Origin of the sequence: Collinsella sp. AF28-5AC, from assembly GCF_003457875.1 — a bacterium.
Taxonomy (GTDB): Bacteria; Actinomycetota; Coriobacteriia; order Coriobacteriales; family Coriobacteriaceae; genus Collinsella.
Genome location: NZ_QRTA01000005.1, coordinates 31,264 through 56,107, shown reverse-complemented (window position 1 = coordinate 56,107; position 24,844 = coordinate 31,264). Strand labels below are relative to the sequence as shown.

The following is a 24,844-nucleotide window of genomic DNA, read 5'->3' as shown; positions in this document are numbered from 1 at the left end:
TTACCTTAACTTACCAACGATAGTGAGAGAACGCGCGGTTGGCCTCGGCCATCTTGAAGACGTCCTCACGCTTCTTGACGGAAGCGCCCAGGCCGTTGGAAGCGTCGAGGATCTCGTTGGCGAGACGCTCGGCCATGGTCTTCTCCTTGCGAGCGCGGGAGAAGTTGACGATCCAGCGGATGCCCAGAGCGGTGGAACGACGGGAGTTGACCTCCATCGGGACCTGATAGGTAGCGCCACCGACACGCTTGGGCTTAACCTCGAGCGTGGGCTTGACGTTGTCCATAGCCTTCTTGAAGGTAGCGAGAGCGTCGCCACCCTCGGACTTCTCGGCAACGATCTCGAAAGCGGTGTAAACGATGCGCTCAGCGGTGGCCTTCTTGCCGTCAAGAAGGACCTTGTTGATGAGCTGAGTCACCAGGCGGTTGTTGTAAACGGCGTCAGGCTGAACCTCACGACGATTAGCTGCTGCACGACGCGGCATGTGAAATCTCCTTAAGTGTCTACCGTGCGGCGCTTAGGCGGCACACGGCGAAAGTATCAAAACGTTATCTGGCTTATTTGGCCTTGGGGCGCTTAGCACCGTACTTGGAACGGGCCTGCATACGGTTCTGGACCGGAGCAGCGTCGTAGGCGCCACGGATGACGTGATAACGGACACCAGGGAGGTCACGGACACGACCGCCGCGGACGAGCACGATGGAGTGCTCCTGCAGGTTGTGGCCCTCACCCGGGATGTAAGCAGTAACTTCGATGCCGTTGACAAGGCGAACACGGGCAACCTTACGAAGAGCCGAGTTCGGCTTCTTGGGGCTCGTGGTGAAGACGCGGGTGCACACGCCGCGCTTCTGGGAGTTGTGCTGCAGAGCAGCGTTCTTGGACTTCTTGGGCACGGAACGACGGCCCTGGCGAACCAGCTGGTTAATAGTAGGCAAAGCGTACTCCTTCTCGAATGATTCCAGCTTTCTGTAAAGTGCAACGGCTTGAATCGAGGGGTCAGCATCCCCCTACGAAACACGCAGTTCGATAGGATACGTGGCGTTAGCTGTGCCGTCAACAGACCACGCCGCCGGGCGTATCCAAAAATTGGTACATTTCCGCAAAGCCTACACAAAAGGAATCCCCTCCTGTGCGCTTGGGAGGATTCCCGGACCGGGCGGCCCAGGTTTTAAGTTTGCTGCTCTACAGTCCTGCGCAAGACGGAAAGCACATTAAGTGCTTTCCTTTGCGTGCGGAACTCGCGACAAACTTAAAACCTGGGCCGCCCGGTCCGGGAATCCGACGTGCTCGTTGGGGCAACGCCACCTGCCAAAAAGGGACAGGTTTATTTTGGTCGGTTTTATCTGGGGAAACGTCGCGCTCCGGCGGTGATCTGCTTTCGTCTTTCGCATGGAAATCGGCGGCGTTTTCGGAAGTATATCGCTCGGTCTAACCGTCCATTTAATGCAAAATGGGCCGCCTCCCCTAGTAGGAAGCGGCCCCAAATCTTACGAATAGATGATGGTAAAGGGTACTTCTGTTTCGGTCTCTCCTGTTGATGTGTATCTCGTGCCCTCAAGCGTTACTGAGACCACTTGATCGACATTGATCAGTTTTGTCGGCACCCAAATGTTCTCTCCGCTATTGCGTGCCATCGAAACATAGAAATTGTACGCCCCTGCGTCGTCATCTTCGATAATCTGCTCCGATCCATCCTTGTAGCTGACGGTCAGTTTATGATCAACTGCTTCATAGCCCAGATCATCGATGTGCGTCTGGATGGAAAACGGGCTAATCTCGAGAGGCGAGTCATCAGAGCGGAGTTCCTTTGTATCGACGTGCGCTCCGACGTTAAACTCTGGCGTCGATACCTCGATCACCTTCGCATCCTCACCTTTGCCCTCCGTCCAGCTGATATTCCAGGTGACCGCATGTCCCAAATCTCGCTCGCGATTCCACGAGGCAAAGTACATCGTGCCATTAATGACCGTGTCGCTTGATGTGTCCTTATCAATTGTGCAGCGTGTGTCAGCCCATTCCTCGCCGAAGTTCATGCTGGGTGTACCGATGCCTTGTTCTTCTTCACCATAGAGAACAAGTTCGCCTGTCTCTGCTGCCGGCTTGTAGTAGTTAACGCCATTTGGATTGGACAACGTAAACGTCACGGCTCCGCAGCCGTTTTGGTCAATAGCCATCTCATGGATATCAAGCGTATAGCCGTTACCCTCGACGGACAGATTAACCTCCTGGACTGCACCCTCCAGGCTTTGGGGCGCGATGCCATCACCAAACTCTCTGGTGTAGGTATATTTAGTTCCCGATGAGCCTCCGTTGGTCCAGGTAATGGAATCCCCATTGCCGTGGTTTCCCCAGGCTGAGGCAAAATAGCTGGAATTGACAACGGCGTAGGCGACCCCTCCGGTCGCCAACACTCCGGCAAGACATCCGATTACGGCAACATACAGAGGTTTCGCGTGACCCTTTCGACGAAGCGGCTTTCCAGCCGCAGCATCAATAACACGGTCGGCAAGATCGCTATCGGCTTGGATGGACTCGAAGGCCTGCTTGATTTGATTGGATTTCACGGTCGCCCTCCTCTAGGATGAATTTGAGCTTCGATCGACCACGAGCTAAACGCGTTCGAGCGGTCGCGGCTGGCACATGCAGTAACTCGGCAATTTCTGAAGTCGAGAAGCCCAGATAGTAATAGAGCACGATAGGAATACGGAATCGCTCCGGAAGTCGCATAACGTCTGACAGGACCGCCTTGGTCTCCTCCTGCGCCGTCGAAAGCGAATCGGCCAGATTCTCAATATCCTCCACGCGCCTCCACGGCTTTCGAAAGAGAGATTTACATTCATTGATCGTGACCCGGATAAGCCATCGACGAAGATGCTCCCAGTTTTCAAATTGCGCGTCGCTTTTGAGCAACTTAAGAAAGACGTCTTGAGCGACATCGTCGGCGTCAGCGCGATCACGCAGATACGTCAAGGCGATTCGGAACACGACATCTCGGTGATCCTCGACCGCCTGTCTAAAAGCTTGTTCTTCCATAATCACCTCCCGGTGACACTGATGGTTCTTGATGGGGCCCTCACCATAGATACGCTTTGACCAAACGGAATGTTTCAAATTCAAGCAGGAAAAACTACCAAAATAAACCTGTCCTTTTTTGCAAGTGATCAACGGAACGAAACAAGTTGAGCATACGCAAGCGAGCGGCCCCCAGAGCGTACAAGGTGGCATGAAAAAGGCAGGGCATTGACCTTTTGGTCATGCCCTGCCTTTTGAATGACAGATTGTAGCTCTGGGGGCCGCGCAGCGACGGAGGTCGCCGCCGTTCGTTAGAACGGCGGAACTAATTACTCCTCGTCGTTGTCCTTGGCCTCTTCGGCGTCGTCGGTGTCTACGAGCTGGTTGAGTAGCTCGTCGAGGGAAGCCATGTCCTCGTTGATGGCACCGTTGGCGGGAGCCTTCTTGTCGTCGATCGGGGCGCCCAGGAGCTCCTCGTCGGCGTCGGCGTGATGCGTCGGCGTGGCGGAGGTGCCCAGCAGGATGTCGTCCGGACCGTCGGGGCTAAAGACCATCTGCAGCAGCTGCGAGAGGTCTTCCTCGTCGGCAACGTCGTCGTTGTTCTCGAGGATGTAGAGCAGGTCGTGGGCCTCCAGGCCGTCACGGAGCTCCTCGATCGCCTTGGCACCGATGCCATCGATGCGCAGCAGATCCTCCTCGGACTTGCCGACCAGGTCGCCGACCGTCTCGATGCCGACCTCGCTGAACTTGTTGGTCCAGCGCTGCGACACGCCCAGGTCGTCGAACAGGTACAGGCGAGCCTTCTCAGCAGAGATGGTGTGGCCGTTGCGGGTGAACGAACCGTCAGCACCGCCGAACTCGTCGTAGCCGGCCCAGTCGAGCTGCTGCGGAAGCTGCTCGTCCAGGTCCTTGAGCTCCACAGGAGCCCACTCGGGCAGCGACTTGGCGTTGGGCGAAGCCGGACCATCGATGTCCACGTAGCCGTCGGCCGTGCGATACGTCAGCTTGGCGTTGGCGTACGGCTTGAGGCCGGTACCAGCCGGGATCTTCTTACCGACGATGACGTTGGACTTAAGGTCGAGCAGGTGGTCGACCTTGCCCTCAATAGCAGCCTCGGTAAGGACGCCGGCGGTACGGATGAACGAAGCGCTCGACAGCCAGGAGTCGATGTTGGACGCGACCTTGAGCGTACCCAGGATGACGGGCTCGGCCACGGGAGCCTGACCGCCCAGACGGGCAACGCGCTCGACCTCGTCAGCGAACTCGTAGCGGTCGACGTACTGACCAAGCAGGTACTTGGAGTCGCCGGGGTTGGTGATCTGAACGCGACGCAGCATCTGACGTGCGAGCACCTCGATGTGCTTGTCGTTCAGGTCGACGCCTTGGCTGGTGTAGACGTCCTTGACGCTCTCGACGAAGGTGTGCATCGTCGACTCGATGTCGGTCAGCTTGCGCAGGTTACGGAAGTTGACGAAGCCCTTGGTGATCTGGTCGCCGGCGCGAACCTCGCAGCCGTCCTCGATCTCGGGCATAAAGCGCACCGATGCGGGGACGCGGCGCTCGTCAAGGACACGGGTGTGGTCCTCGGAGTCGGTGAGCGTCAGCACGTACTCGGACTTCTCGGGCTTAATCGAGAGGTGGCCGGAATACGGAGCCAGCTCGGCCTCGCGACCCAAGATCTTCTCGTTGACGTTGCCGACGATATCGAACATACGGCTGACCGTAGGCAGACCCTGCGTAATATCGTCGACGCCAGCGACGCCGCCGGAGTGAATGGTACGCATCGTAAGCTGCGTACCGGGCTCGCCGATGGACTGGGCGGCAATAATGCCGACCGCGGTACCGATGGCGACCGGACGACGGGTGGAAAGATCCCAGCCGTAGCACTTCTGGCACACGCCGTACTTGGAGCGGCAGGTGAGCAGCGCGCGAAGCTTGACCTTCTTAAGGCCGGCATCGACCATCTTCTGGATGTCAGCGACCTTCTCGATGTAGCCGTCCTGCTCAAAGAGCACGGTGCCATCGGGGGCCACGACGTCCTCAATGAAGCAACGGCCGACGAGGTCGGTGTTGAGGTCGGTGGTGCCGGGGATGATGAGGTTGTAGGTGACGCCCTCGTGCGTACCGCAGTCCTCCTCACGGACGATGACGTCTTGGGCCACGTCGACCAGACGACGGGTCAGGTAACCAGAGTCCGAGGTGTGGGATGCGGTATCGACCAGGCCCTTACGGGCGCCGTAGGTCGAAATGAAGTACTCGAGCGGCAGCAGGCCCTCGCGGAAGTTCGCCTTAATGGGAAGGTCGATCGTCTCGCCGGACATGTCTGCCATCAGGCCACGCATGCCGCCGAGCTGACGCAGCTGGGTCTTAGAACCACGGGCGCCGGAGTCGGCCATCATGTAGAGCGGGTTCTCCTCGTCGAACAAGTCGAGCATGAGCGCTGCGACCTTGTCGGTACAAGCGGTCCACTCGTTAACGACTTCGATGTGGCGCTCCGTCTCGTTGATGAAGCCCTCCTCGAAGTACTCGTTGATCTGGTCGACGTTAGCCTGGGCGCGGTCGAGCAGCTCCTGCTTCTCGGCAGGGATGAGAGCGTCCCACACCGAGATGGTGAGGCCGGCGCGGGTAGCGTAGTGGAAGCCGGAGTACTTGATGGCGTCGAGGATCGGACCGACCTTGGCCTCGGGGTAACGATCGCAGCAGTCGGCAACCAGCTTGGCCACGTCGCCCTTGACCATCTTGTAGTTCATGAACTCATAGTCTTCGGGCAGGCACTGGCGGTTGAAGATGATGCGACCGATAGAGGTCTCGAAGCGTGCGGTCTTGTTACCGGTGACGTCGTAGTCGACAAACTCGTTCTTGCCATTCTTGACGCGGAAGATACGGGTGCCGTCCTCGTTGATGACGTTGGCGTTCTCGGCGGACACGCGGACCTGAATCTTGGCCTGCATGTCGACCTCGGAGCGGCAGTCATAGGCGTGCAGCGCGTCGTCGAAGCTCGAGAACACGTGGTTCTCGCCCGGCAGACCGTCGCGGACCTGGGTGAGGTAGTACACACCGATGATCATGTCCTGCGAGGGGATGTTGACCGGCTTGCCGGATGCCGGCGAGCGCAGGTTGTTCGCAGAGAGCATGAGCACGCGGGCCTCGGCCTGAGCCTGGCTGGACAGCGGCACGTGGACAGACATCTGGTCGCCGTCGAAGTCGGCGTTGAAGGGCGAGCAGACCAGCGGGTGCAGGTGGATAGCCTTGCCCTCGACCAGAACCGGCTCAAAGGCCTGGATGGACAGACGGTGCAGGGTCGGTGCGCGGTTGAGCAGCACGACGCGGCCGTCGATGACCTCTTCGAGGATATCCCACACAAAGGTGGCACCGCGGTCGATAGCGCGCTTGGCGCCCTTGATGTTCTCGACCTTGCCAAGCTCGACCAGGCGCTTCATGACGAAGGGCTTGAAGAGCTCCAGCGCCATGGTCTTGGGCAGACCGCACTGGTGCAGCAGCAGCTTGGGGTCGGTAACGATAACCGAACGGCCGGAGTAGTCGACACGCTTACCCAGCAGGTTCTGACGGAAACGGCCCTGCTTGCCCTTGAGGGCCTCGGCGAGCGACTTGAGCGGGCGACCGCCACGGCCAGAGACCGGGCGACCACGACGGCCGTTGTCGAACAGGGCGTCCACGGACTCCTGGAGCATGCGCTTCTCGTTGTTCACGATGATCGCAGGGGCGTCCAGGTCGAGCAGGCGCTTGAGTCGGTTGTTACGGTTGATCACGCGACGATACAGGTCGTTGAGGTCGGACGCGGCGAAGCGGCCGCCGTCGAGCTGGACCATCGGGCGCAGATCGGGCGGAATGACCGGGATGACGTCCAGGATCATGTTCGCGGGGCTGTTGCCACCCTTCAGGAAGGCGTCAACGACCTCAAGGCGCTTGACGGCCTTCTCGCGCTTCTGCTTCTGGGAATCCTCGTCGGCAATGATGGCCTTGAGCTTCTCGGCCTCGGAAGGAAGGTCGATGGCAGCGAGCAGGTCGCGGACGGCCTCGGCACCCATGCCACCCTTGAAGTACATGGAGTAGTAGCGGGTCATCTCGCGGAACAGCGGCTCATCGGAGATGAGGTCGCGCTCGGTGAGCTTCATGAAGGCGTTGAAGGCGTCCGTGCGGAGCTGCTTCTCGTCCTTGCACTCTTCCTCGATGTCGACGATGCCAGAGGCGATCTCCTCGGGGGTCAGCGGCTCCTCGTCGGAGAACTCGTCAAAGTTCTCGGGGTCGCCCTGCTCCTTGAGGGACTCGATCTGGCGGGCGCACTCGGCATCGATCTCTTCCAGATCGGCGGCGAGCTCCTCGCGCAGGTCGTCAGCGTCGGCCTCGCGAGCCTCGTAGTCAACCTCGGTGATGATGTAGCTGGCAAAGTACAGAACCTTCTCGAGGTCCTTGGACTTGATGTCGAGCATACGGCTCATCGGGAAGCTCGTGGGGCTCTTGAAGTACCAGATGTGGGACACGGGAGCGGCGAGCTCGATGTGGCCCATGCGGTCGCGACGCACCTTGGCCGAGGTGACCTCGACGCCGCAGCGCTCGCAGACGATGCCCTTAAAGCGGATGCCCTTGTACTTGCCGCAGGAGCACTCCCAGTCCTTGGCGGGACCGAAGATCTTCTCGCAGAACAGGCCGTCCTTCTCGGGCTTGAGGGTACGGTAATTGATGGTCTCCGGCTTCTTGACCTCACCGTGCGACCAGGAACGGATCTGGTCGGCGGAGGCAAGGGAGATCTTTACCGAGTCAAAATCAGTAGCTTCGAAATCTGCCACAGTCAACTACTCCTTATCAGTGGTCGTGGCGGCGACAGCCTCGGGTGCCTCGGCGGTCTCGGCATCCTCGGCCTCGACGTCGGTGTCAACGCCGGCGAGCGCAGCCAGGTCGTCGAGAGCAGAGGTCTCCTCGGCGGTCACAGGGGCGGAGGCGTCCTCGTCGGCATCGTGCATGGGCTCGATGTCCAGCGCGAGGGAGCGGATCTCCTTGACGAGAACCTTGAAGGACTCGGGGATACCCGGGACAGGAACGTTCTCGCCCTTGACGATGGACTCGTAGGTCTTGACGCGGCCCACGGTATCGTCGGACTTGACGGTCAGGATCTCCTGCAGGACGTTGGAAGCGCCGTAAGCGTACAGTGCCCAAACTTCCATCTCGCCGAAGCGCTGGCCGCCGAACTGGGCCTTGCCGCCCAGAGGCTGCTGGGTAACCAGGCTGTAAGGGCCAGTCGAACGGGCGTGGATCTTGTCGTCGACCATGTGGCCGAGCTTGAGGATGTAGGACGTACCCACGGTAATGGGCTCGCGGAACTCCTCGCCGGTACGGCCGTCGAACAGACGGGTCTTGCCGCGCTCGTCAAGCTGGGTGACGAACTCGGGGCGCATGTGATCGCCAAAGGCAGCGGTGGCCTTGTTGAGCATGTTCTTGTTGGCACGACGGATGACCTCGGCGATCTCGTCCTCCTTGGCGCCGTCGAAGACGGGCGTCGCGGTGAAGAACGGACCGGGGACGTACTTGTCGGAGTCGGCCTGCTCGGTATCCCAACCGCAGGCAGCAGCCCAGCCAAGGTGGCACTCGAGCAGCTGGCCGACGTTCATACGCGAAGGAACGCCCAGCGGGTTGAGGATAACGTCGATCGGGGTACCGTCAGCCATGTAGGGCATGTCCTCGACCGGCAGAACGTTACAAATAACACCCTTGTTGCCGTGGCGACCGGCGATCTTATCGCCCTGCTGGATCTTACGACGCTGGGCGACGTAGACGCGCACCTGCTCGTTGACGCCGGGGGCCAGGTCGTCGCCGTTCTCGCGGCTAAAGCGGACAACGTCGATAACGCGGCCGTAAGCGCCGTGAGGCATCTTAAGGGAGGTGTCGCGGACGTCGTGGGCCTTGGCGCCGAAGATGGCGCGCAGCAGGCGCTCCTCGGCGGTCAGAGCGCTCTCGCCCTTAGGCGTGACCTTGCCGACCAGGATGTCGCCAGGGCCGACCTCGGCGCCGATGCGGATGATGCCGTCCTCGTCGAGGTTGGCAAGCATGTCCTCGGAGAGGTTCGGGATCTCGCGGGTGATCTCCTCGGGGCCAAGCTTGGTGTCGCGGGCGTCGATCTCGTGACGGGTGATGTTGATGGTCGTCAGCAGGTCCTCGGCCACCAGGCGCTCGGACACGACGATACCGTCCTCGTAGTTAAAGCCTTCCCACGGCATGTATGCCACGGTGAGGTTCTGGCCCAGTGCGAGCTCGCCATGATCGGTCGAAGGACCGTCAGCCAGGGGCTCGCCCTGCTCAACGGTGTCACCGACGCGCACGAGCGGACGGTGGTTGATGCAGGTGGACTGGTTGGAGCGCTGGTACTTGGCCAGGTGATACTCGTCCATGCCACCGGCATGCTTGACGATGATCTTGGCGGCGTCGGCAAAGATGACCTCGCCGGCGTTCTTGGCCAGGGTGACCTCGCCGGAGTCCAGAGCGGCGCGGCGCTCCATGCCGGTACCGACATAGGGAGCGGCGGGGTGAACCAGCGGCACGGCCTGACGCTGCATGTTAGCGCCCATCAGCGTACGCTTAGCGTCGTCGTGCTCGAGGAACGGAATCAGCGTGGCTGCGACGGAGAGCATCTGACGCGGCGAGACGTCCATGTAGTCAACGTCCTCGACGGGCACGTCGGCGGGAGCGCCGAAGGAGCCGTCGAAGTCGCGGGTACGGGCGATCACGGTGTGCGGGCGGACAAGCTTGCCCTCGGCATCGGTCGTGATGAACTCGTTGGTCTTGGGATCGAGCGGCGTGTTGGCCGGCGCGATGACGTGCTTCTCTTCCTCGTCAGCGGTCATCCAGTCGATCTGGTCGGTGGCAACGCCGTTCTCGACGCGACGGAACGGAGCCTCGATGAAGCCGTACTCGTTGACGCGGGCGTAGAGGGCGAGCGAGCCGATCAGGCCGATGTTGGGGCCTTCGGGGGTCTCGATCGGGCACATGCGGCTGTAGTGCGAGTTGTGAACGTCGCGGACGGCCGTCGGCACGTTGGTGCGGCGGCTGGAGCCGGACTTGTGGCCGGCAAGACCACCAGGGCCGAGCGCGGACAGACGGCGCTTGTGGGTCAGACCGGTCAGGGGGTTCGCCTGGTCCATGAACTGCGAGAGCTGCGAGGAACCGAAGAACTCCTTGATGGAGGCCACGATCGGGCGGATGTTGATGAGCGACTGCGGGGTGATCTCGTCGATGTCCTGGGAGCTCATGCGCTCACGGACGACGCGCTCCATACGGCTCATGCCGATACGGAACTGGTTGGCGACGAGCTCGCCGACGGTACGGATGCGGCGGTTGCCAAAGTGGTCGATGTCGTCTACCTTGAAGCCCTGCTCGCCGGCAGCGAGGGACAGCAGGTAGCGCAGCGTAGCGACGATATCCTCGTCGGTGAGCACCGTGACCTCTTCCTCGGTGGTGAGGTTGAGCTTCTTGTTGACCTTGTAACGACCGACGCGGGCCAGATCGTAGCGCTGCGGGTTAAAGAGCAGACCCTCGAGCAGGCTGCGGGAAGCGTCCACGGTGGGAGGCTCACCCGGGCGCAGGCGACGGTAGATCTCGATGAGGGCGTCCTCGCGAGTGAGGGCGGTGTCGCGCTCCAGGGTGCGCTTGATCACATCGGAGTTGCCGAGCAGCTCGATGATGTCGTCGTTGGTGACGGCGATGCCAAGGGCGCGCAGGAACATCGTGGCGCTCTGCTTGCGCTTACGGTCGATGGAGACCATGAGCTGGTCGCGCTTGTCGACCTCAAACTCAAGCCAGGCACCGCGGGACGGGATGATCTGGGCCTTGTAGATCTGCTTGCCCGAATCCATCTCGGAGCTGTAGTACACGCCCGGGGAGCGGACGAGCTGCGAGACGACGATACGCTCGGTACCGTTGATGATGAAGGTGCCCTGATCGGTCATCATGGGGAAGTCGCCCATGAAGACGAGCTGCTCCTTGATCTCGCCGGTCTCCTTGTTGGTGAGACGGACGTCGGTCAGAAGCGGAGCCTGATAGGTCATATCCTTCTCGCGGCACTCCTCGACGGTGTGCGCGGGGTCGCCGAACTGATGCTCGCCGAAGGTAACCTCGAGAACATGGTTCTGGCTCTGGATGGGGCTGGATTCCTTGAACGCCTCACGAAGGCCCTCGTCCTTAAAACGCTCAAAGGATTCCCTTTGAACAGAGATAAGGTTGGGGAGCTCCATGGCCTCCGGGATTTTCCCGAAGCTGACGCGCTTGCGCTCAGTGGCAGTGTATGCGTAGGTCACCAGGTTTTTCCTCCTTCACGGAAATGCTCGGTGGGTTGGCGAGGCATGGCTTCGCCAGTTATCGCAACCTAATAGTTTATCAGGTACCGACTGTTGGGCAAGAAAAGTCTTGACGCGATTGAGTTTTTGGAGTAGCAAAGTTTTTCGACAGAAAACACGCAGGTAGATGTATGTATATCGAACATCTGTTCATATATTTTCTGTGAACAGAGAGCAGCAATCGCAGCTCTTATAAAAAACGGGCGCGAACCGAGGTCCACGCCCGTAAATGTCGGTGCCCGAAGGCTTACTTGCGCATCAATCCGCCGCGCTCGTCGATGGCGTCCCAGAAGGCATCGGCAAAGCGGGGGTCGTTTGCAGCCATGAGGGCGTTAGTGGCCATCCAACCAGAGGGAGTGCCAGTGTCGTAGCCCGACAGCGGGTCGATGACGACGGCGTACATGGCCTCGCGGTCGAGCGAACGGGCCATGGCGTCGGTGAGCTGGATCTCGCCGCCCTTGCCGGCCTGCTGATCTGCCAGCAAGTCCATGACCAGCGGGCTCAGCAGGTAGCGACCGACGATGTACAGGTTGGACGGAGCCGCCTCGGGAGCGGGCTTCTCGACCAGACCGCCGATGCGCCAGACAGCGCCCGGCTCGGCATCGGCAACGCCCTCGGCGCCCTCGAGCGAACCGACGCGCTCGCCGGCGATAACGCCGTAGCGGCTGACTTCCTCGGGCGAGCAAGCAGCGACGGCGATAACCGAAGCGCCACCGTGCTCCTTGGAAACGGCGAGCATCTTGTCGCAGATGTCGCGATTAGGCACAACGTAGTCGCCCAGAAGAACCAGGAAGTTCTCCCCTGCCACGGCGTCGGCAGCAGAGCGAATAGCATGGCCGAGGCCCTTGGGCTCGTACTGATAACGGAAGTCGACCGGCATACCGCCAGCGTGGGCGACGGCATCGGCATAGGCGTTCTTGCCGCGCTCGCGCAGCAGGTTCTCGAGCGAGCGATCAGGCTGGAAGTAGTTCAGTAGCTCGGGCTTACCGGGAGAAGTAACGATGATGGCATCGTCGACCTCCTCGGGCTCGAGCGCCTCCTCGACGACGTACTGAATGACGGGCTTGTCGAGCACCGGCAGCATCTCTTTGGGCGTGCACTTGGTGCCAGGCAGAAAACGCGTGCCAAGACCGGCGGCGGGGATGATTGCCTTCATGTTATTCAAAGATCCTTTCGCAGGCGCAAAAGCGCCCCATGCGTGCGGCACACAGCCGCAGACCAAATTGCGATACTCAAGCATCTTACCGCTGGAACTATATGTCGCTACAAGGCAGAGACAATTCTTCAGCAGGTCAACGCAAATTATTGCTCGAATGGTGCAATTTTATTGCCCAACGGCAGGGCACCCGATACGACCCAAATCACAGAACATGGCAGTTTGAGCAACCGATGCCGAGGGACCGATAAACAAAAAAGACGGGGCTCGCAATGCGAACCCCGTCTGCAAAGGAATCTGGCGAGAAAGCCTGATTACTTGAGGGTGACAGCAGCGCCAGCAGCCTCGAGCTTCTCCTTGGCAGCCTCGGCGTCCTCCTTCTTGGCACCCTCGAGAACAGCCTTGGGAGCGCCCTCGACGACCTCCTTGGCCTCCTTCAGGCCAAGGTTGGTGAGCTCACGGACGGCCTTGATGACCTGGATCTTGTTGTCGCCGAAGCCCTCGAGCACGACGTCAAACTCGGTCTTCTCCTCGGCCTCAGCAGCGCCAGCAGCGGGAGCGGCGACAACAGCAGCAGGAGCAGCGGCGGAAACGCCGAAGGTGTCCTCGATAGCCTTGACGAGCTCGGAAGCCTCGAGAAGGGTCATTTCCTTAAGAGCATCGATGATCTCATCGGTGGTAAGCTTAGCCATTTCTAAGTCCTTTCGGTTTCCGTGCGGATGCACGGAGATCAGTTAAAACACGGCGCGAATGCGCCAGGGGTGCGGCGTTGCCGCCGCGGGTGAAAACAGCAACTAGGCTGCCTTCTGCTCGGAGACCTGCTGGATCGAACGAGCGAGACCAGAGGAAACGCCGTTGACGCAGACAGCGATGTCGCGAGCGAAACCGGAGATGAGACCGGCAATCTGGCCGAGAAGCTGATCCTTGGTGGGCAGCTCGGCGATAGCCTTAACATCATCAGCGGAAACGGCCTTGCCGTCGGAGATACCGCCCTTGATCTCAAGGACGCCCTTGGACTTAGCAGAGAAGTCCTTAAGGGCCTTAGCGGCCTCGACCGGCTCGGTCTCGTAGAACACATAAGCGACGGGGCCGGCGAGGATCTCGTCGATCTCGGGCTGCTCCTGGTTCTTGAGAGCGATCTTGACCAGGTTGTTCTTGTAGACCTTCATCTCGGCGCCGCACTCGCGAAGCTGATGACGCAGCTCCTGAGCCTGCTTAACCGTCAGACCGTTGTAGTTGACGACGAACAGACCGGCGTTCTCGGCGATACGGGACTCGATCTCTGCAACCTTGTCGATTTTGTACTGCTGGGGCATGAATTACACCTCCTCGAATTCTTTCCGGGCACGGTCCGCCACAAGGACGTGACGGGGGCATGTCCAAAAAGAAAGCCCCCGCGCTGCATGAGCGACGGGGGCGAGAAGACATATCTACTCGACCACCTCGGCTGGCGGGATATCCCATTAAGCTCGCGGGCGATGCCCGTTTGCACCGGCTGTCTCTGGCAGCGGATTCGTGCGTGAACCGAAAGTATTATGTCGGGGACCCTGGCGTCGGTCAACGGGTGCGAGGATTCGTACACAAACCCTGCATACGCTCCGGTCCGAGGGGCCGGGTTGAGATTTTCGCTCGGTCAAGTCCTGGCTCGCACGAAGGCCACATTAAGTGGCCTTCGGCTCGTGCGGAATCTACGAAAATCTCAACCCGGCCCCTCGGACCGGAGCTGCGGTAACTTTGCTGCGAATCCTCGCGCCCGTTGAGCGACGCGCCCCACGCATAACCCTTATGTCGGTAGGCTGATGCGTTGCGTCCCTGATGGCTACAGGGTTGAAACGAAGGTGGACAGGCGGTGGAGGCCTTCGTCTAGGTCTTTGTCGGAGACGCAGTAGCTTAGGCGGATATGACCTTCGGTGCCGAAGCAGTCGCCCGGGACTAGGGCTACGTTGGCCTCTTTGATGGCTTTGATGCAGAAGTCTTCGCTTGTCAGGCCGAATTGTTTGATGCTGGGGAAGGCGTAGAAGGCGCCTGCCGGTTCCACTACGTCGAGGCCCATGGCGTCTAAGGCTGCGAGTACGCGTTCGCGGCGGGCTCGGTAGACTTTGAGCATGGGGGTTGGGTCGACAGTCAGGGCTCGGGCTGCGGCGTCCATCTCGAAGGAGACGGCGCTCGATACTAGGTATTGGTGAGCTTTTGCGATCTCGGCGATGACGGGTGCCGCTGCCGCGAGCCAACCCAGGCGCCAGCCGGTCATGGCCCAGGGCTTGGAGAAGCTCTCGATGACGACCGTCTGCTCGCGCAGCTCCGGGCGTCGCTGGGCGAAGCGCTCGTAGCCGTCCACATAGACGAGGCGGTTGTATACGTCGTCGCAGACTACGTAGATGCCCGCCTGGTCTGCCACGCGCGCCACGGCGTCGAGCGACGCCGTATTGAGGATGCAACCCGTAGGATTGTTGGGCGAGCAGATGACGATGGCCTTGGTCGCCGGCGTAACGCAAGCGCGCAGCGCTTCCTCATCGATCTGGAATTGCGCAGGCTCCGTATCCAAAAAGACCGCCTTGGCGTGGTTGGCCACGACGATGCTTTCGTACAGGCCAAAGGCCGGCGTGGGGATAATGACCTCGTCGCCGGGGTTGAGCATAGCCATGAATGTTGCCGACAGGGCCTCGGTCGCGCCATCAGTCAGGATGACCTCGTCGGCCGAAAACGCAAGGCCCGCGTCCCCCATGTAGGCAGATAACGCCTCGCGCAGGGCGGGGCGACCGTTGTTCGGCGGATAGTGCGTGTCACCGCGGTCCAGTGCGGCGGTCACCTCGGCGCTAATCACATCGGGCGTGGGAAAATCGGGCTCGCCGAGCGCGAGCGCGATGCACCCCGGATGCTGGGCGGCGAGCGCGTTGATCCGGCGGATACCGGAGGGCTTGAGCGTGGCAAGCGAGGTATTCATGGGCAGACGCATGGCGTTCCTTTCGTAAGGGTTGCACTAGGATAGCGCGGCGGGGCGCCACCAGACGGTGTAACCTAAACGGAAACGAGCCGGAAAGGAGATGGCATGGAGACGACCGCGCGCGGCGATGTACCAAAAACGCTGCAAACCATTGCGTATATCAGCATTCCCAATAGCGCCGATCTTGAGTTTTTGCTTTGGGACCTGCAGGATGCCATCGCCGCCTATGCACAGCTTTCCGGCACTACACTCCCCCTCCCAGTCGACTTGAAGGCAAATGACGCCGGCAGCGTTGCCGATGGCATCGTGCTGGCCATTGAAGATGTGGCTGACGATGAGACGTTGACAGCTATCGAGCAGACGCTCGAGCGCTTTGGCGGTACGGGAACGCGCGTCTATGCCGCGATTCGAGCCGCACAAGAGGGCACTGAGCAGGCGCGTGGGGCCGCCGTTCGCCTGCACAAGGCATGTGAGCGCCATGACCAATTGTGGTGTGGCGGCGTTGCCATCTGCGCCGGCAGCGGCATTGCGGCGCTTCGTCGCTCCCCGCGCATGGGACTCTTGCGGCGACCGTTTTCGGAAGCGATGGATAAGCTTGTGGGCGCTGTGCGCATGGGCTGCTCCGTCAAGCATGCACAGCGACTTGGCGGTGGCAATGCCGCCAACGTCGACGCCGACGGCATGGTTTGCGCCGAGCCAGCCGTGCCCGCGCCGATCTGGCGAGGCGTTCTAAAACGTCTGGGCACCCACGCTCAAACAAAAATCTAAATTAAATAACAGCCCAGTCAACGGCTTCGTGCCAACGCTCAACAAGACGCTCCAGGCGCCAGGCGGCATTGGCGGGACTTGTCGAGGGCAGGACGATAGCGGGCAGCCCGGTGTGTTCTTGTAGATAGCGCTTGTAGAGCCGGCCAGCTGTACCACCGTTGCATATCACCTGCTCAATGGGGGCTGCGCCGGTAATGCGCTCGATATGTGCCGGCACAACGTTGCGAATGCTCGCGTCGCTTGAGCCCTTGATATCACAGCTCTCGATCACGTCCCACAGGGCCACACCGCCGTTGAGCAGCATGGATCGCTTGGCAGCAATCGAGGCGTCGAGCGTCGCGGGCTCGCCGCTCGCCAAAAAGTCTCCCTCGTTGGGCGGCACGGGCACACCGAGGCACGCGGCCATCACGCGCCAAAAGCGATTCTGAGGGTTGCCGTAATAAAAGGCATTGGCACGCGAGAGCACCGAGGGAAACGACCCCAGCACCAAAACGCGCGAGCGCTCGTCAAACATGGGTTCAAACCCATGCTCAATATGTTGATAGCCCTCGTCGGCAGCAGCCATGGCCTAGGCCCTCAACAGATAACGCACCTCGTAGGGCGCAAGCTCAAGGGAGCCAGCCAGCTCGACCGTGGGTGCATCGTCGGCAAGCAAATCGACAAAGGAGCCGTTGAGCTCGCCGGCGCCAAAGGTGTAAGGCTCGTCCACGGCGTTCACCGCCACGAGCACCGTCGCGCCGTCACAGGCGCGCTCAAACAACAGTTGCTTGTTCTGAATCACCACGTTGCGGTACGCGCCGTAGTTGAGAGCGCGTGCCGCCGCATCGTCGGCCGAGCGCAGGTGCGCGAGCTGCGTGATGAACGCCGTCAGCTCGTTGGGCGCGGGCTCATCGAGCGCAGGCCGCAGCGCCCAGTCGCCATCGGGGCCGCCCTTTCCGCCAGCGATTCCCCACTCGCTGCCATAGTAGACGCACGGGATGCCCGGCATGCCAAAGAGCATGCCATAGGCGGGACGCAGGCACGACTTGTCGGTGAGGATGCTTGCCAGGCGCGGCACGTCGTGGTTGTCGACAAACGACAGCAGGTGTTTGCCACGGTAGATGCACCACGGATCGCCGCCAAACTGGCGATGCAGCGAATGAGCGATCTCGAACATGTTGACCGAGTTAAAGCTGGAGTACAGGCCCTTGTAGCACTCGTAGTTGGTGCAGGAGTCGAGCATCTCGTCGTTGACGATTTGGTTGTAGTCGCCGTGGAGTGTCTCGCCGATCAGCACGAAATCAGGCTTGAGCTCACGGGCAAAGCTATGCAGACGACGCATGAAATCGCGGTCGAGCATGTAGGCGACGTCCAGGCGCAGACCGTCGACGCCAAAGACCTCGGCCCAGCGGCGTACGGACTCGAGCAGGTAATCGACCACAGCGGGATTTTGCAGATTGAGCTTCACAAGCTCAAAATGGCCCTCCCAGCCCTCGTACCAAAAGCCGTCGCCATAGCACGAGTCGCCGTCAAAGCTGATGTGGAACCAATCCTTGTAAGGCGAGTCCCACTTGTGCTCCTGCACATCGCGGAAGGCCCAAAAGCCACGACCGACGTGGTTGAAGACGGCGTCGAGCACCACGCGGATGCCGTGGGCATGCAGCGTGCCGCATACGGCGGCAAAGTCGGCATCCCCGCCCAAGCGACGGTCGATATGGCGCAGGCTGCGCGTGTCGTAGCCGTGGCTATCAGACTCGAGCGGCGGGTTGATCAGCACGGCGCCAATACCGAGTTTTTGCAGGTAGTCGGCCCATTGGGCGATCTTCATGATGGGCGCATCGGGGTTGGGCGCGGCGTTGGCAGCCTGGGCGAGCTCATCCTCGGCAACGGGCGCGGCGTTTTCGCGCGGAGCTCCGCAAAAGCCCAGCGGATAGATTTGATAGAACGTCGTCTCGTATGCCCACATAACAGCCTCCCAGTAAGCTCAACACAACGCTACCCATTGTATGCCCAGCTTGCATCCCCTTCCCCAAAATAAGTTGCGGTGAAATAGTTCCTGCTTGGGCCTTCAGGGGCCTTAAACAGGAACTATTCCACCGCAACTGATGAGGGGACGTGATTAGGCGACGGGCTTGGCACGGCGGATGGCTGGGAGCAGCACGGTGATGGCGAGGATGACGCCCACGACGGCAATCGCCCCGCCCGCGAAGCCAATCCAAGCGATACCGGGGCCCGACACCACGGCGCCGCCGATCGCGGTGCCCGTGCCGATACCCAGATTGAACAGGCCCGAGAAGATCGACATGGCGACGGCCGACGAATCCGCCGGCGTGTACTTGATGAGCTCGGCCTGGAACGCCACGTTAAAGGCCGTGGAGCAGCAGCCCCATAGCGCGCAGACGGCAAGCACCGCCGCGAGCGACGATGCGGCCGGACCCATGAGCAGCAGGGCCGCCGGCACACCGGAGAGCGTAATAGCCAAGAATGGGAACCGGTGCCCGTCGAACAGGCGGCCAAACAGCCAGCTGCCCACCAGACCGGAGAAGCCAAACGCCGTCAGCGTCATGGTGATGGCGCCCGCATCGACGTGCGCGACCTGCGCCAGGAAGGGCTCGATATAGCTGTAGCTTGCGTAATAGCCGGTCGCCATAAAGACCGTGACCGCGTAGAGCGCGATCAGGAACGGGTTCTTGAGCAGCTCGGGCAGCTGCTTAACGGTAAAGCGCTCACCCGCCGGCATGGCCGGGAACACCGCTGCCTGGTACACCACCGCGGCGGCAGAGAAGGCCCCGACCACGGCAAACGTCATACGCCAGCCCACGGCCAGGCCAATGGCGCGGCCGAGGGGCAGGCCAAAGATCTGTGCGATGGAAGAGCCCGTGGCGATCATGCTGATGGCGAGTGCCCCATGGCGCGTGTCAACCAGACGCGACGCCATGATCGAGGCGACCGACCAGAACACGGCGTGCGCGCAGGCAACCACCAGGCGTGCGCAGACCAGAATGGGATAGGTCGGCGCCACGGCGGACAGGAACTGGCCCAGCGAGAACACGGCAAGCACGCCCAGCAGCATCCGCTTGAACTCAAAGCGCGAGGCAAACACCATAAGCGGCAGCGACAGCAGCATGACGCCCCAAGCATAGACCGAGATCATGATGCCTGCCTGGGCCTCGGTGAGCGAGAACGATGCGGCGATATCAGTCAGAAGGCCGATGGGCATAAACTCCGACGTGTTGAACACGAACGCGCAGCAGGCGAGCCCGATAAGCGGGAGCCACTGCCTGAGTGCGATACCACCTTGCTTTGTTTGAGCCATATAGGAAAACCTCTCCGATCATCTAGAGCGGTGGGCGATTATAGCAATGAGAAGTCTATAAAATGAGCAACAAAAGAATTCTTGGAAAACGATCGTTAACAGATGGCGCGCCAATTCTGCTTAGAAAGCAAGGTACGCAGAAACTCAATGTCGAAAACGCGGCTTCATCTTCGGGCTATCGCGCCTGCTCGGATACGCACAAGGACACCCCCATGAGCACGTCAATTTCGAGCCAACTCGCAACCGCACAATGAACTAGCAAAAGCAGCATATAAGCAAACGCCCCATAATAAAGTCCCTCATGTACAAGCGCCGTCACTGAAAGTGCCGACGGCAGCGCCGCACTCGAAACTACCCATCCAACAAGAACCTGGATAGCGCAACTTGCAACCAGGTTCCATGCCACCAGCAGCGTTGCGGGACGCGCGATTTCCCTGCAGGAGGAACGAAGCACCGTGACCGAACGCATGATGTAGCGTGGTGCAAACCGAATGCCTCGTAGTCCCCTCTGCTCCACGTCCGCATCTTCAATTAACACGAATACGAACGACGCGGAAAGAAGCGTCACGATTACTGCCACCACAAGCGAGCACAACACCCCGAGCTGGCTGCTCGCAAGCGAGGCAAAGACTACAATTGCCGATAAAATCAAGTGAACCAAATAAATTAGCAGCGCCCCAGAAATCTGGAGGGGAACCGTCGAGGCCAAGAGATAAACCGGAGGGGTTCGAGCAGGTTGCACCGTCTCTTTGGACCGGTCGACGGCAAATAATGAAAAAGCCACATTCGATAGAAGCAGGTTTAAAAAGGCCGCGACCACAGTGCAAATAAGCGTAATGGACGGATTGATATAGGCGAGCTCAGTTGCAACGTTTGATACACCAATTTGAAGCGCGCTCATAACAAACAAGGGGATATATAACGCCATCGTGCAGCCACTCCGGCATCCCTTCGCCCGATCGCCCGATTCCAGAAAGACATTGAAGTTCTCTCGCAAGTTCACTCTATACCCGTTTTCTTACTAGGCAGGGCGAACGAGCGCCAATATAAACGCCGGTCCGCCCATCCATGATTTCTAGTTTTAACGTCCAGACTAGTCTGTCCAGCCGTCGATGTAGTCGCGGTTAAGCTCAAAGTACTGCGCGGCGATATCTTTCGCCAAGGAGTACGAATTAACGAGCGGGTGCATCGCGAGGCTCTCGACAATGTCGCGCTTCGATCGGTTAACGATGCCACGCGCCACGGTGCGCTCGTAGTACTTGACGCGACGAATCAATTCGAGGTTTCCCGCGGGCACAGAATCGGCTTCGACGCGATGCGGTACACAGCCATCGGTGGAGATATCGCACGTTGACTCAATGACATCTGTATCGAGAAGGCCGGGGATGGCGCCATTGTTGGGGGTGCACAGGATCATCTGCTGCGTCTTGCCAGAGCGAGCAATATCCATGAAACGGAGCGCGACACCTGCGTATCCGCCAGCATCTTTGCCGTACACGTCAAACGTCCACGGCTTGTCGCGATGAATACCCGTCTCGGCCGCCATGTAATTGTTTTCGCGCATTCCGTACCACTTCTCAAAGCACGCGAGGCCTTTTTCGAAGTCGTTCTCAATATCGATAGATGCAAGCTCGCTCGTCATTTCTCGATTAATTTCTTCAATTAGTTCGCCGCGCGTCTGGGGCGAAGAGAGAACGTTGGCAACGGCGCGCTCGCGATAGTAGAAATAGTATAGGTACTCATTTGGCACGCATCCGCGATTTAGGACGAGGTCCTTCTCGAAGAACCTAAGATCTGTATGAGCATATGCCCCGTCGTCGTGGATCAAGTCGGGCATGATGTCCTCGCCGTCAACCGTCACATTGCGGAAGAACGAGAGGTGGTTGAGTCCATAGCACTCGCCCTGAACCGATGCGGGATCAACGCCTTTATACTCGGCAAACTGATGCAACATGCCCGAGGGGGCATCGCAAATGCCATAAGTAAAATCATAGCCCATATCGCGTAGGGCCTGAGATACGACGCCAGCGGGATTAGTAAAGTTAAACACCTTGACGCCCGGCTTTGCGTACTTCTTGATTAACTCGCAATACGAAGCAAGCGCAGGGACGGAGCGCATGGCAAAAGACACGCCGGCTGCGCCAGTCGTCTCCTGGCCAAGAACCCCATGTGAAAGAGCAATGCGCTCATCGCGAACGCGCATATGGTCCCCACCGACGCGAATCGTCGTGATCACGTAATCGGCGTCCTTAACGGCCTCGACTGCATCGCCCGTCAGTGAAAAATTAAGCGTGGGGCAAAGCATGCCCGAGACATGGGCGGCAAGGCCACCGTAGATGCGCAGCTTCTCGGGATCATTGTCCATAAACACAAGTTCATCGATTCCAAGCGATGACGCCTGCTGGGCTATGCTCTTTGCCAAAAACATGGAGCGGACGCCACCGCCCCCTATGACCGTAAGTTTCATATCGAAACCCCCAATTAGCACATTCAATATTGCATGGTTCGCCTGTGTATGGATATTGTATCCAGCATGGAGGGCCGCTTCCCGCCCCGGCTGCAAGGCAGGAAAGGAATTCCCCAAGGAGTTATTATTTACGCAACGGAAGCGGCCGCACACGTCCGGCGGGAAGGGAGCACCGATGGTTGATAAAAAGCAGATTTCCAAGCTCTACTCAGCCGCAAAGCTATCCGAAACCGAGCAAAGCGTACTCGAATACCTACTCAACAATATCGACACCCTCGATGATATTGGCATAAAACCCGTCGCCATGGCATGCTTTACCAGCATGACGACAGTCATCAGGCTTTCGAAAAAGCTCGGCTACCGTGGCTACCGCGAAATGATGTACGATCTCAAGCACCTTCAGCATGTCTCCCGCGAAATGAATCAATCACTCAAAGACAGTAGCGTCCACTTCGTATGCCACACCGGAGATGTAGACGTATTCATCGCCGCCCTGCATCGCAACAGAATGATCGGAGTAAACGGAGAGGGCTTCTCACGCATCGTCGCGCAGTACATGGCGACCAAGCTCGTTGGACTTGGCTTTTTGGCCGTTATACAGGACTTCCTAGAAACCGATCAGTTTGTCGAATCCAACCGAAATACGCTCAGCTGCATGATGCTCATATCCAAATCGGGCCAGACAGAAGCCATCCTGGAAACCGCAAGGGCATGCCACGACGCGGGCATTACGACCCTCGCGTTTACCGGCAACGAAGACAGCGAGCTCGCCAAGACGGCAGACGCGATCTTTACGATACATGACGATCACCCAATGGATCTTAAGAACGTTAAGCCTAACTGCTTTACCGGAAGTTGTATTCTCGCATTCGAAGAACTATTGAGTATCTGCCTTGACAATCTAAAACAAGAAGGCTTGGCTCCCTAAATCATGCGATAGGAAGCCAAGCCCTGGAATTGCGCTATGCAATTGAAAGCCACTTGCGCGTTTTACTCGTCACCGAGAACTTCGTGCACCTCAGAAGCGACTTCGCCGACACGAGGACCGTAAATGACCTGGATTGCCTTGTCGCTCAGGCGGATAACGCCCATAGCTTCAAGATTCTTGGTGAACACCTCGTCGTCTGCAACCTTAGAACCATCCTTGACAATCACGCGAAGACGTGAGATGCAGTTGTCAAGATCATCAATGTTGTCGGCTCCACCAAGCGCTTCGACAATGCCAACAGCAAGCGCGCTGTCCTTGGTCGCACGGCCCTGGACTGCCTTCTCGGGAGTGCTATCAGACTCGCCCTTTGCCTCAGCGGCCTTTGCCTCGAACTCGGCTCTGCTGTTGATCAACTCAATATCGTCACCATCGTCTCGACCGGGCGTCTTGATATCGAACTTAGTAATAAAGAACCGGAAGAGGAAGAAAGCTGCCAGGAAAAAGGCGGGGAGCAGAATAAGGTACGGAAGCAGATTAAGCTTCTCGGGGCGGAATAAGAATGGGATCAGATCCTTGATATTTCCCTGGTACACCGAAACGCCCATTGCCTCCGAGAGAACTTCACCCAGTCCGGAAAGCGGAGCGTAAACGCCAAAGTAGAGCCAGGGGGCGGCAAACAGGAACGTAAAGAGAATAGGCTCCGTAACGCCAAAGAAAACAGTCGAAATCACTGTGGGGATTAAAAGACCAGCAACCTTCTTGCGGTTCTGGGGCTTGGCACAAGACCACATAGCAAGGGCGATGCCCGGGAACAACGCGTAATCGTTAATGCCATAGCCAGCCATGAAGGCCCTAACCAAGAGCTTGTCGCTACTGGGAGAAGCGAGCTGTGCAAGCTGAATAGCGCTATTGCCCACCACGCGCGTTCCGTCGACGACCATGGAGCCGCCAAGCTCAGTCCAATACATGGGCGTCTCGAGCAGCGGATGCAAGCCAAACGGCACAAGGCTCTCGAGCACCCAGCGATAGACAAACGTACCGACCAGACCGGAGCCTTTCACGAACGTCGCAATACCCGAGAAGCATCCACCGATGACGGGCCAAACGAAGTACATGATGCCGCCCAGGACGCCACCGGCGACCAGCGATACAATGGGAACCGTTCGACTGCCCGCAAAAAACGCCAGCGCCGTTGGAAGCTTGGTCTTGTAAAAACGGCCGGTGATCCAGGCGACCAGGCAGCCCACGATAATGCCGCCAAAGACACCAGAGCTGTAGCCAAAAAAGCCGAGCGAGGTAGTGTAGAGTGCGGACTGCTCACTCGCCTGAATGGACGTAAGGCCGACCTTCTGAAGAGCTTCCACCGTTGTATTGTCGGCAGCCAAGCCAGCTGCTCCAAGCAGAATCTCAACCGTCTTGAGCATGGTGAGATAGCAGACAAGGGCAGAAAAGGCAGCCCAGCCCTTCTCTTTGCGAGACAAGGAGAAGGCGCAGCCGACGGCAAACAAAACACCGAGGTTTCCAATGATTACCTCGCCGAGACCCTTAAATACCGAGAAGAACGTAAAGAGCGGCGAAGCGGCATACCAGTCCCAATTAACGCCAAGGGACACAAGGGTCAGTTCGGTCGTAAAAACGCTACCGATACCCAAAAAGAGACCGGAAATGGCAATGAGCGTAATCGGAACGAGCATTGCCTTTCCGAACGATTGGAATTTTTCTTTCATCAATTCCCTCCTCAATGAGCCTCTACAAACGACTATTGCACCCCACGTCCCCACACAGGCGAAACGGAAGACATGTTCGGCAATAGACACAAAGTGATTGTAGAAAGGGGCACACAAAATGCGCATCGGCATCGCGTAATGCGGTTAAATCGACCGACGATTGCAAGTATTTACGAATCCGTAAACGGCAGCAAATAGGCAG

The 24,844-nt window shown here is 59.2% G+C and carries 18 protein-coding genes; 2 read left to right on the top strand and 16 right to left on the bottom strand.

Features of this window, described 5'->3' with window-relative positions; genetic code table 11:
• Positions 1-10 precede the first annotated feature (10 nt).
• From rpsG to DWZ01_RS05045, 10 genes are all read right to left on the bottom strand, one after another.
• Complete coding sequence (rpsG, locus tag DWZ01_RS05090) at positions 11-484, bottom strand: 30S ribosomal protein S7 (protein ID WP_006235013.1); 474 nt, start codon at positions 482-484, stop codon at positions 11-13.
• A 73-nt stretch (positions 485-557) separates the two neighbouring features.
• The gene (rpsL, locus tag DWZ01_RS05085; RefSeq protein ID WP_006235012.1) at positions 558-935 is read right to left on the bottom strand and encodes a 30S ribosomal protein S12; all 378 of its coding nucleotides are present in this window, start codon (positions 933-935) and stop codon (positions 558-560) included.
• Between the two features lie 552 nt (positions 936-1,487).
• Positions 1,488-2,564 carry a DUF4179 domain-containing protein gene (locus tag DWZ01_RS05080; protein WP_117769349.1) on the bottom strand — a complete coding sequence of 359 codons (1,077 nt, stop codon included), beginning with the start codon at positions 2,562-2,564 and terminating at the stop codon, positions 1,488-1,490.
• A complete protein-coding gene (locus DWZ01_RS05075) occupies positions 2,515-3,033 on the bottom strand; it encodes an RNA polymerase sigma factor (protein ID WP_233506172.1) in 519 nt (172 codons plus the stop codon). Before DWZ01_RS05075 ends, DWZ01_RS05080 begins: the two co-directional genes overlap by 50 nt.
• A 308-nt stretch (positions 3,034-3,341) precedes the next feature.
• A complete protein-coding gene (locus DWZ01_RS05070; RefSeq protein ID WP_199412394.1) occupies positions 3,342-7,820 on the bottom strand; it encodes a DNA-directed RNA polymerase subunit beta' in 4,479 nt (1,492 codons plus the stop codon).
• A gap of 6 nt (positions 7,821-7,826) precedes the next feature.
• Positions 7,827-11,255, bottom strand: coding sequence for a DNA-directed RNA polymerase subunit beta (locus tag DWZ01_RS05065; protein ID WP_233506176.1), 3,429 nt, complete (start codon positions 11,253-11,255; stop codon positions 7,827-7,829).
• A 349-nt stretch (positions 11,256-11,604) separates the two neighbouring features.
• Positions 11,605-12,513: a UTP--glucose-1-phosphate uridylyltransferase gene (locus tag DWZ01_RS05060; RefSeq protein WP_117786148.1), complete on the bottom strand. Its 909-nt coding sequence runs from the start codon at positions 12,511-12,513 to the stop codon at positions 11,605-11,607.
• Positions 12,514-12,827: 314 nt separating this feature from the next.
• Positions 12,828-13,205 (bottom strand): 50S ribosomal protein L7/L12, encoded by a 378-nt coding sequence (gene rplL, locus DWZ01_RS05055; protein ID WP_006235005.1) that lies wholly within the window; start codon positions 13,203-13,205, stop codon positions 12,828-12,830.
• Between the two features lie 102 nt (positions 13,206-13,307).
• Positions 13,308-13,829, bottom strand: a complete 522-nt coding sequence (gene rplJ / locus DWZ01_RS05050; RefSeq protein ID WP_055250258.1) for a 50S ribosomal protein L10 — start codon at positions 13,827-13,829, stop codon at positions 13,308-13,310.
• 503 nt (positions 13,830-14,332) lie between these two features.
• Positions 14,333-15,469, bottom strand: a complete 1,137-nt coding sequence (locus DWZ01_RS05045) for a pyridoxal phosphate-dependent aminotransferase (protein WP_117790127.1) — start codon at positions 15,467-15,469, stop codon at positions 14,333-14,335.
• A 93-nt stretch (positions 15,470-15,562) separates the two neighbouring features.
• On the opposite strand from DWZ01_RS05045, the gene DWZ01_RS05040 reads away from it, so the two are divergent.
• The gene (locus DWZ01_RS05040; protein WP_117790128.1) at positions 15,563-16,225 is read left to right on the top strand and encodes a hypothetical protein; all 663 of its coding nucleotides are present in this window, start codon (positions 15,563-15,565) and stop codon (positions 16,223-16,225) included.
• Between the two features lies 1 nt (position 16,226).
• On the opposite strand, the gene DWZ01_RS05035 is transcribed toward DWZ01_RS05040, so the two are convergent.
• From DWZ01_RS05035 to DWZ01_RS05015, 5 genes are all read right to left on the bottom strand, one after another.
• Positions 16,227-16,790: a DNA-deoxyinosine glycosylase gene (locus DWZ01_RS05035; protein WP_117790129.1), complete on the bottom strand. Its 564-nt coding sequence runs from the start codon at positions 16,788-16,790 to the stop codon at positions 16,227-16,229.
• A 3-nt stretch (positions 16,791-16,793) separates the two neighbouring features.
• The gene (locus DWZ01_RS05030; RefSeq protein WP_117848297.1) at positions 16,794-18,170 is read right to left on the bottom strand and encodes an alpha-amylase family glycosyl hydrolase; all 1,377 of its coding nucleotides are present in this window, start codon (positions 18,168-18,170) and stop codon (positions 16,794-16,796) included.
• A 153-nt stretch (positions 18,171-18,323) separates the two neighbouring features.
• The gene (locus tag DWZ01_RS05025; RefSeq protein WP_117583082.1) at positions 18,324-19,520 is read right to left on the bottom strand and encodes an MFS transporter; all 1,197 of its coding nucleotides are present in this window, start codon (positions 19,518-19,520) and stop codon (positions 18,324-18,326) included.
• A 175-nt stretch (positions 19,521-19,695) separates the two neighbouring features.
• On the bottom strand, positions 19,696-20,448 hold the full coding sequence (locus tag DWZ01_RS05020) for a hypothetical protein (RefSeq protein ID WP_117583083.1): 753 nt from the start codon (positions 20,446-20,448) through the stop codon (positions 19,696-19,698).
• A 165-nt stretch (positions 20,449-20,613) separates the two neighbouring features.
• Entirely contained in the window at positions 20,614-21,987 is a 1,374-nt protein-coding gene (locus DWZ01_RS05015) for a 6-phospho-beta-glucosidase (protein ID WP_117583084.1), read from the bottom strand.
• A gap of 175 nt (positions 21,988-22,162) precedes the next feature.
• Here DWZ01_RS05015 and DWZ01_RS05010 point away from each other — a divergent pair, with 175 nt between their 5' ends.
• Positions 22,163-22,915: a MurR/RpiR family transcriptional regulator gene (locus DWZ01_RS05010; RefSeq protein ID WP_158550125.1), complete on the top strand. Its 753-nt coding sequence runs from the start codon at positions 22,163-22,165 to the stop codon at positions 22,913-22,915.
• Between the two features lie 62 nt (positions 22,916-22,977).
• On the opposite strand, the gene DWZ01_RS05005 is transcribed toward DWZ01_RS05010, so the two are convergent.
• Positions 22,978-24,642, bottom strand: a complete 1,665-nt coding sequence (locus DWZ01_RS05005) for a PTS transporter subunit EIIC (protein WP_158551292.1) — start codon at positions 24,640-24,642, stop codon at positions 22,978-22,980.
• Positions 24,643-24,844: the final 202 nt, after the last annotated feature.

Coding starts and splice junctions, on each gene's coding strand:
- DWZ01_RS05020 (WP_117583083.1), bottom strand. CDS start 20,448: ATGGCGTTATATATCCCCTTGTTTGTTATGAGCGCGCTTCAAATTGGT.
- rpsG (WP_006235013.1), bottom strand. CDS start 484: ATGCCGCGTCGTGCAGCAGCTAATCGTCGTGAGGTTCAGCCTGACGCC.
- DWZ01_RS05025 (WP_117583082.1), bottom strand. CDS start 19,520: ATGGCTCAAACAAAGCAAGGTGGTATCGCACTCAGGCAGTGGCTCCCG.
- DWZ01_RS05030 (WP_117848297.1), bottom strand. CDS start 18,170: ATGTGGGCATACGAGACGACGTTCTATCAAATCTATCCGCTGGGCTTT.
- DWZ01_RS05060 (WP_117786148.1), bottom strand. CDS start 12,513: ATGAAGGCAATCATCCCCGCCGCCGGTCTTGGCACGCGTTTTCTGCCT.
- rplL (WP_006235005.1), bottom strand. CDS start 13,205: ATGGCTAAGCTTACCACCGATGAGATCATCGATGCTCTTAAGGAAATG.
- DWZ01_RS05045 (WP_117790127.1), bottom strand. CDS start 15,469: ATGCGTCTGCCCATGAATACCTCGCTTGCCACGCTCAAGCCCTCCGGT.
- DWZ01_RS05065 (WP_233506176.1), bottom strand. CDS start 11,255: ATGGAGCTCCCCAACCTTATCTCTGTTCAAAGGGAATCCTTTGAGCGT.
- DWZ01_RS05040 (WP_117790128.1), top strand. CDS start 15,563: ATGGAGACGACCGCGCGCGGCGATGTACCAAAAACGCTGCAAACCATT.
- rplJ (WP_055250258.1), bottom strand. CDS start 13,829: ATGCCCCAGCAGTACAAAATCGACAAGGTTGCAGAGATCGAGTCCCGT.
- DWZ01_RS05015 (WP_117583084.1), bottom strand. CDS start 21,987: ATGAAACTTACGGTCATAGGGGGCGGTGGCGTCCGCTCCATGTTTTTG.
- DWZ01_RS05005 (WP_158551292.1), bottom strand. CDS start 24,642: ATGAAAGAAAAATTCCAATCGTTCGGAAAGGCAATGCTCGTTCCGATT.
- DWZ01_RS05075 (WP_233506172.1), bottom strand. CDS start 3,033: ATGGAAGAACAAGCTTTTAGACAGGCGGTCGAGGATCACCGAGATGTC.
- DWZ01_RS05035 (WP_117790129.1), bottom strand. CDS start 16,790: ATGGCTGCTGCCGACGAGGGCTATCAACATATTGAGCATGGGTTTGAA.
- DWZ01_RS05010 (WP_158550125.1), top strand. CDS start 22,163: ATGGTTGATAAAAAGCAGATTTCCAAGCTCTACTCAGCCGCAAAGCTA.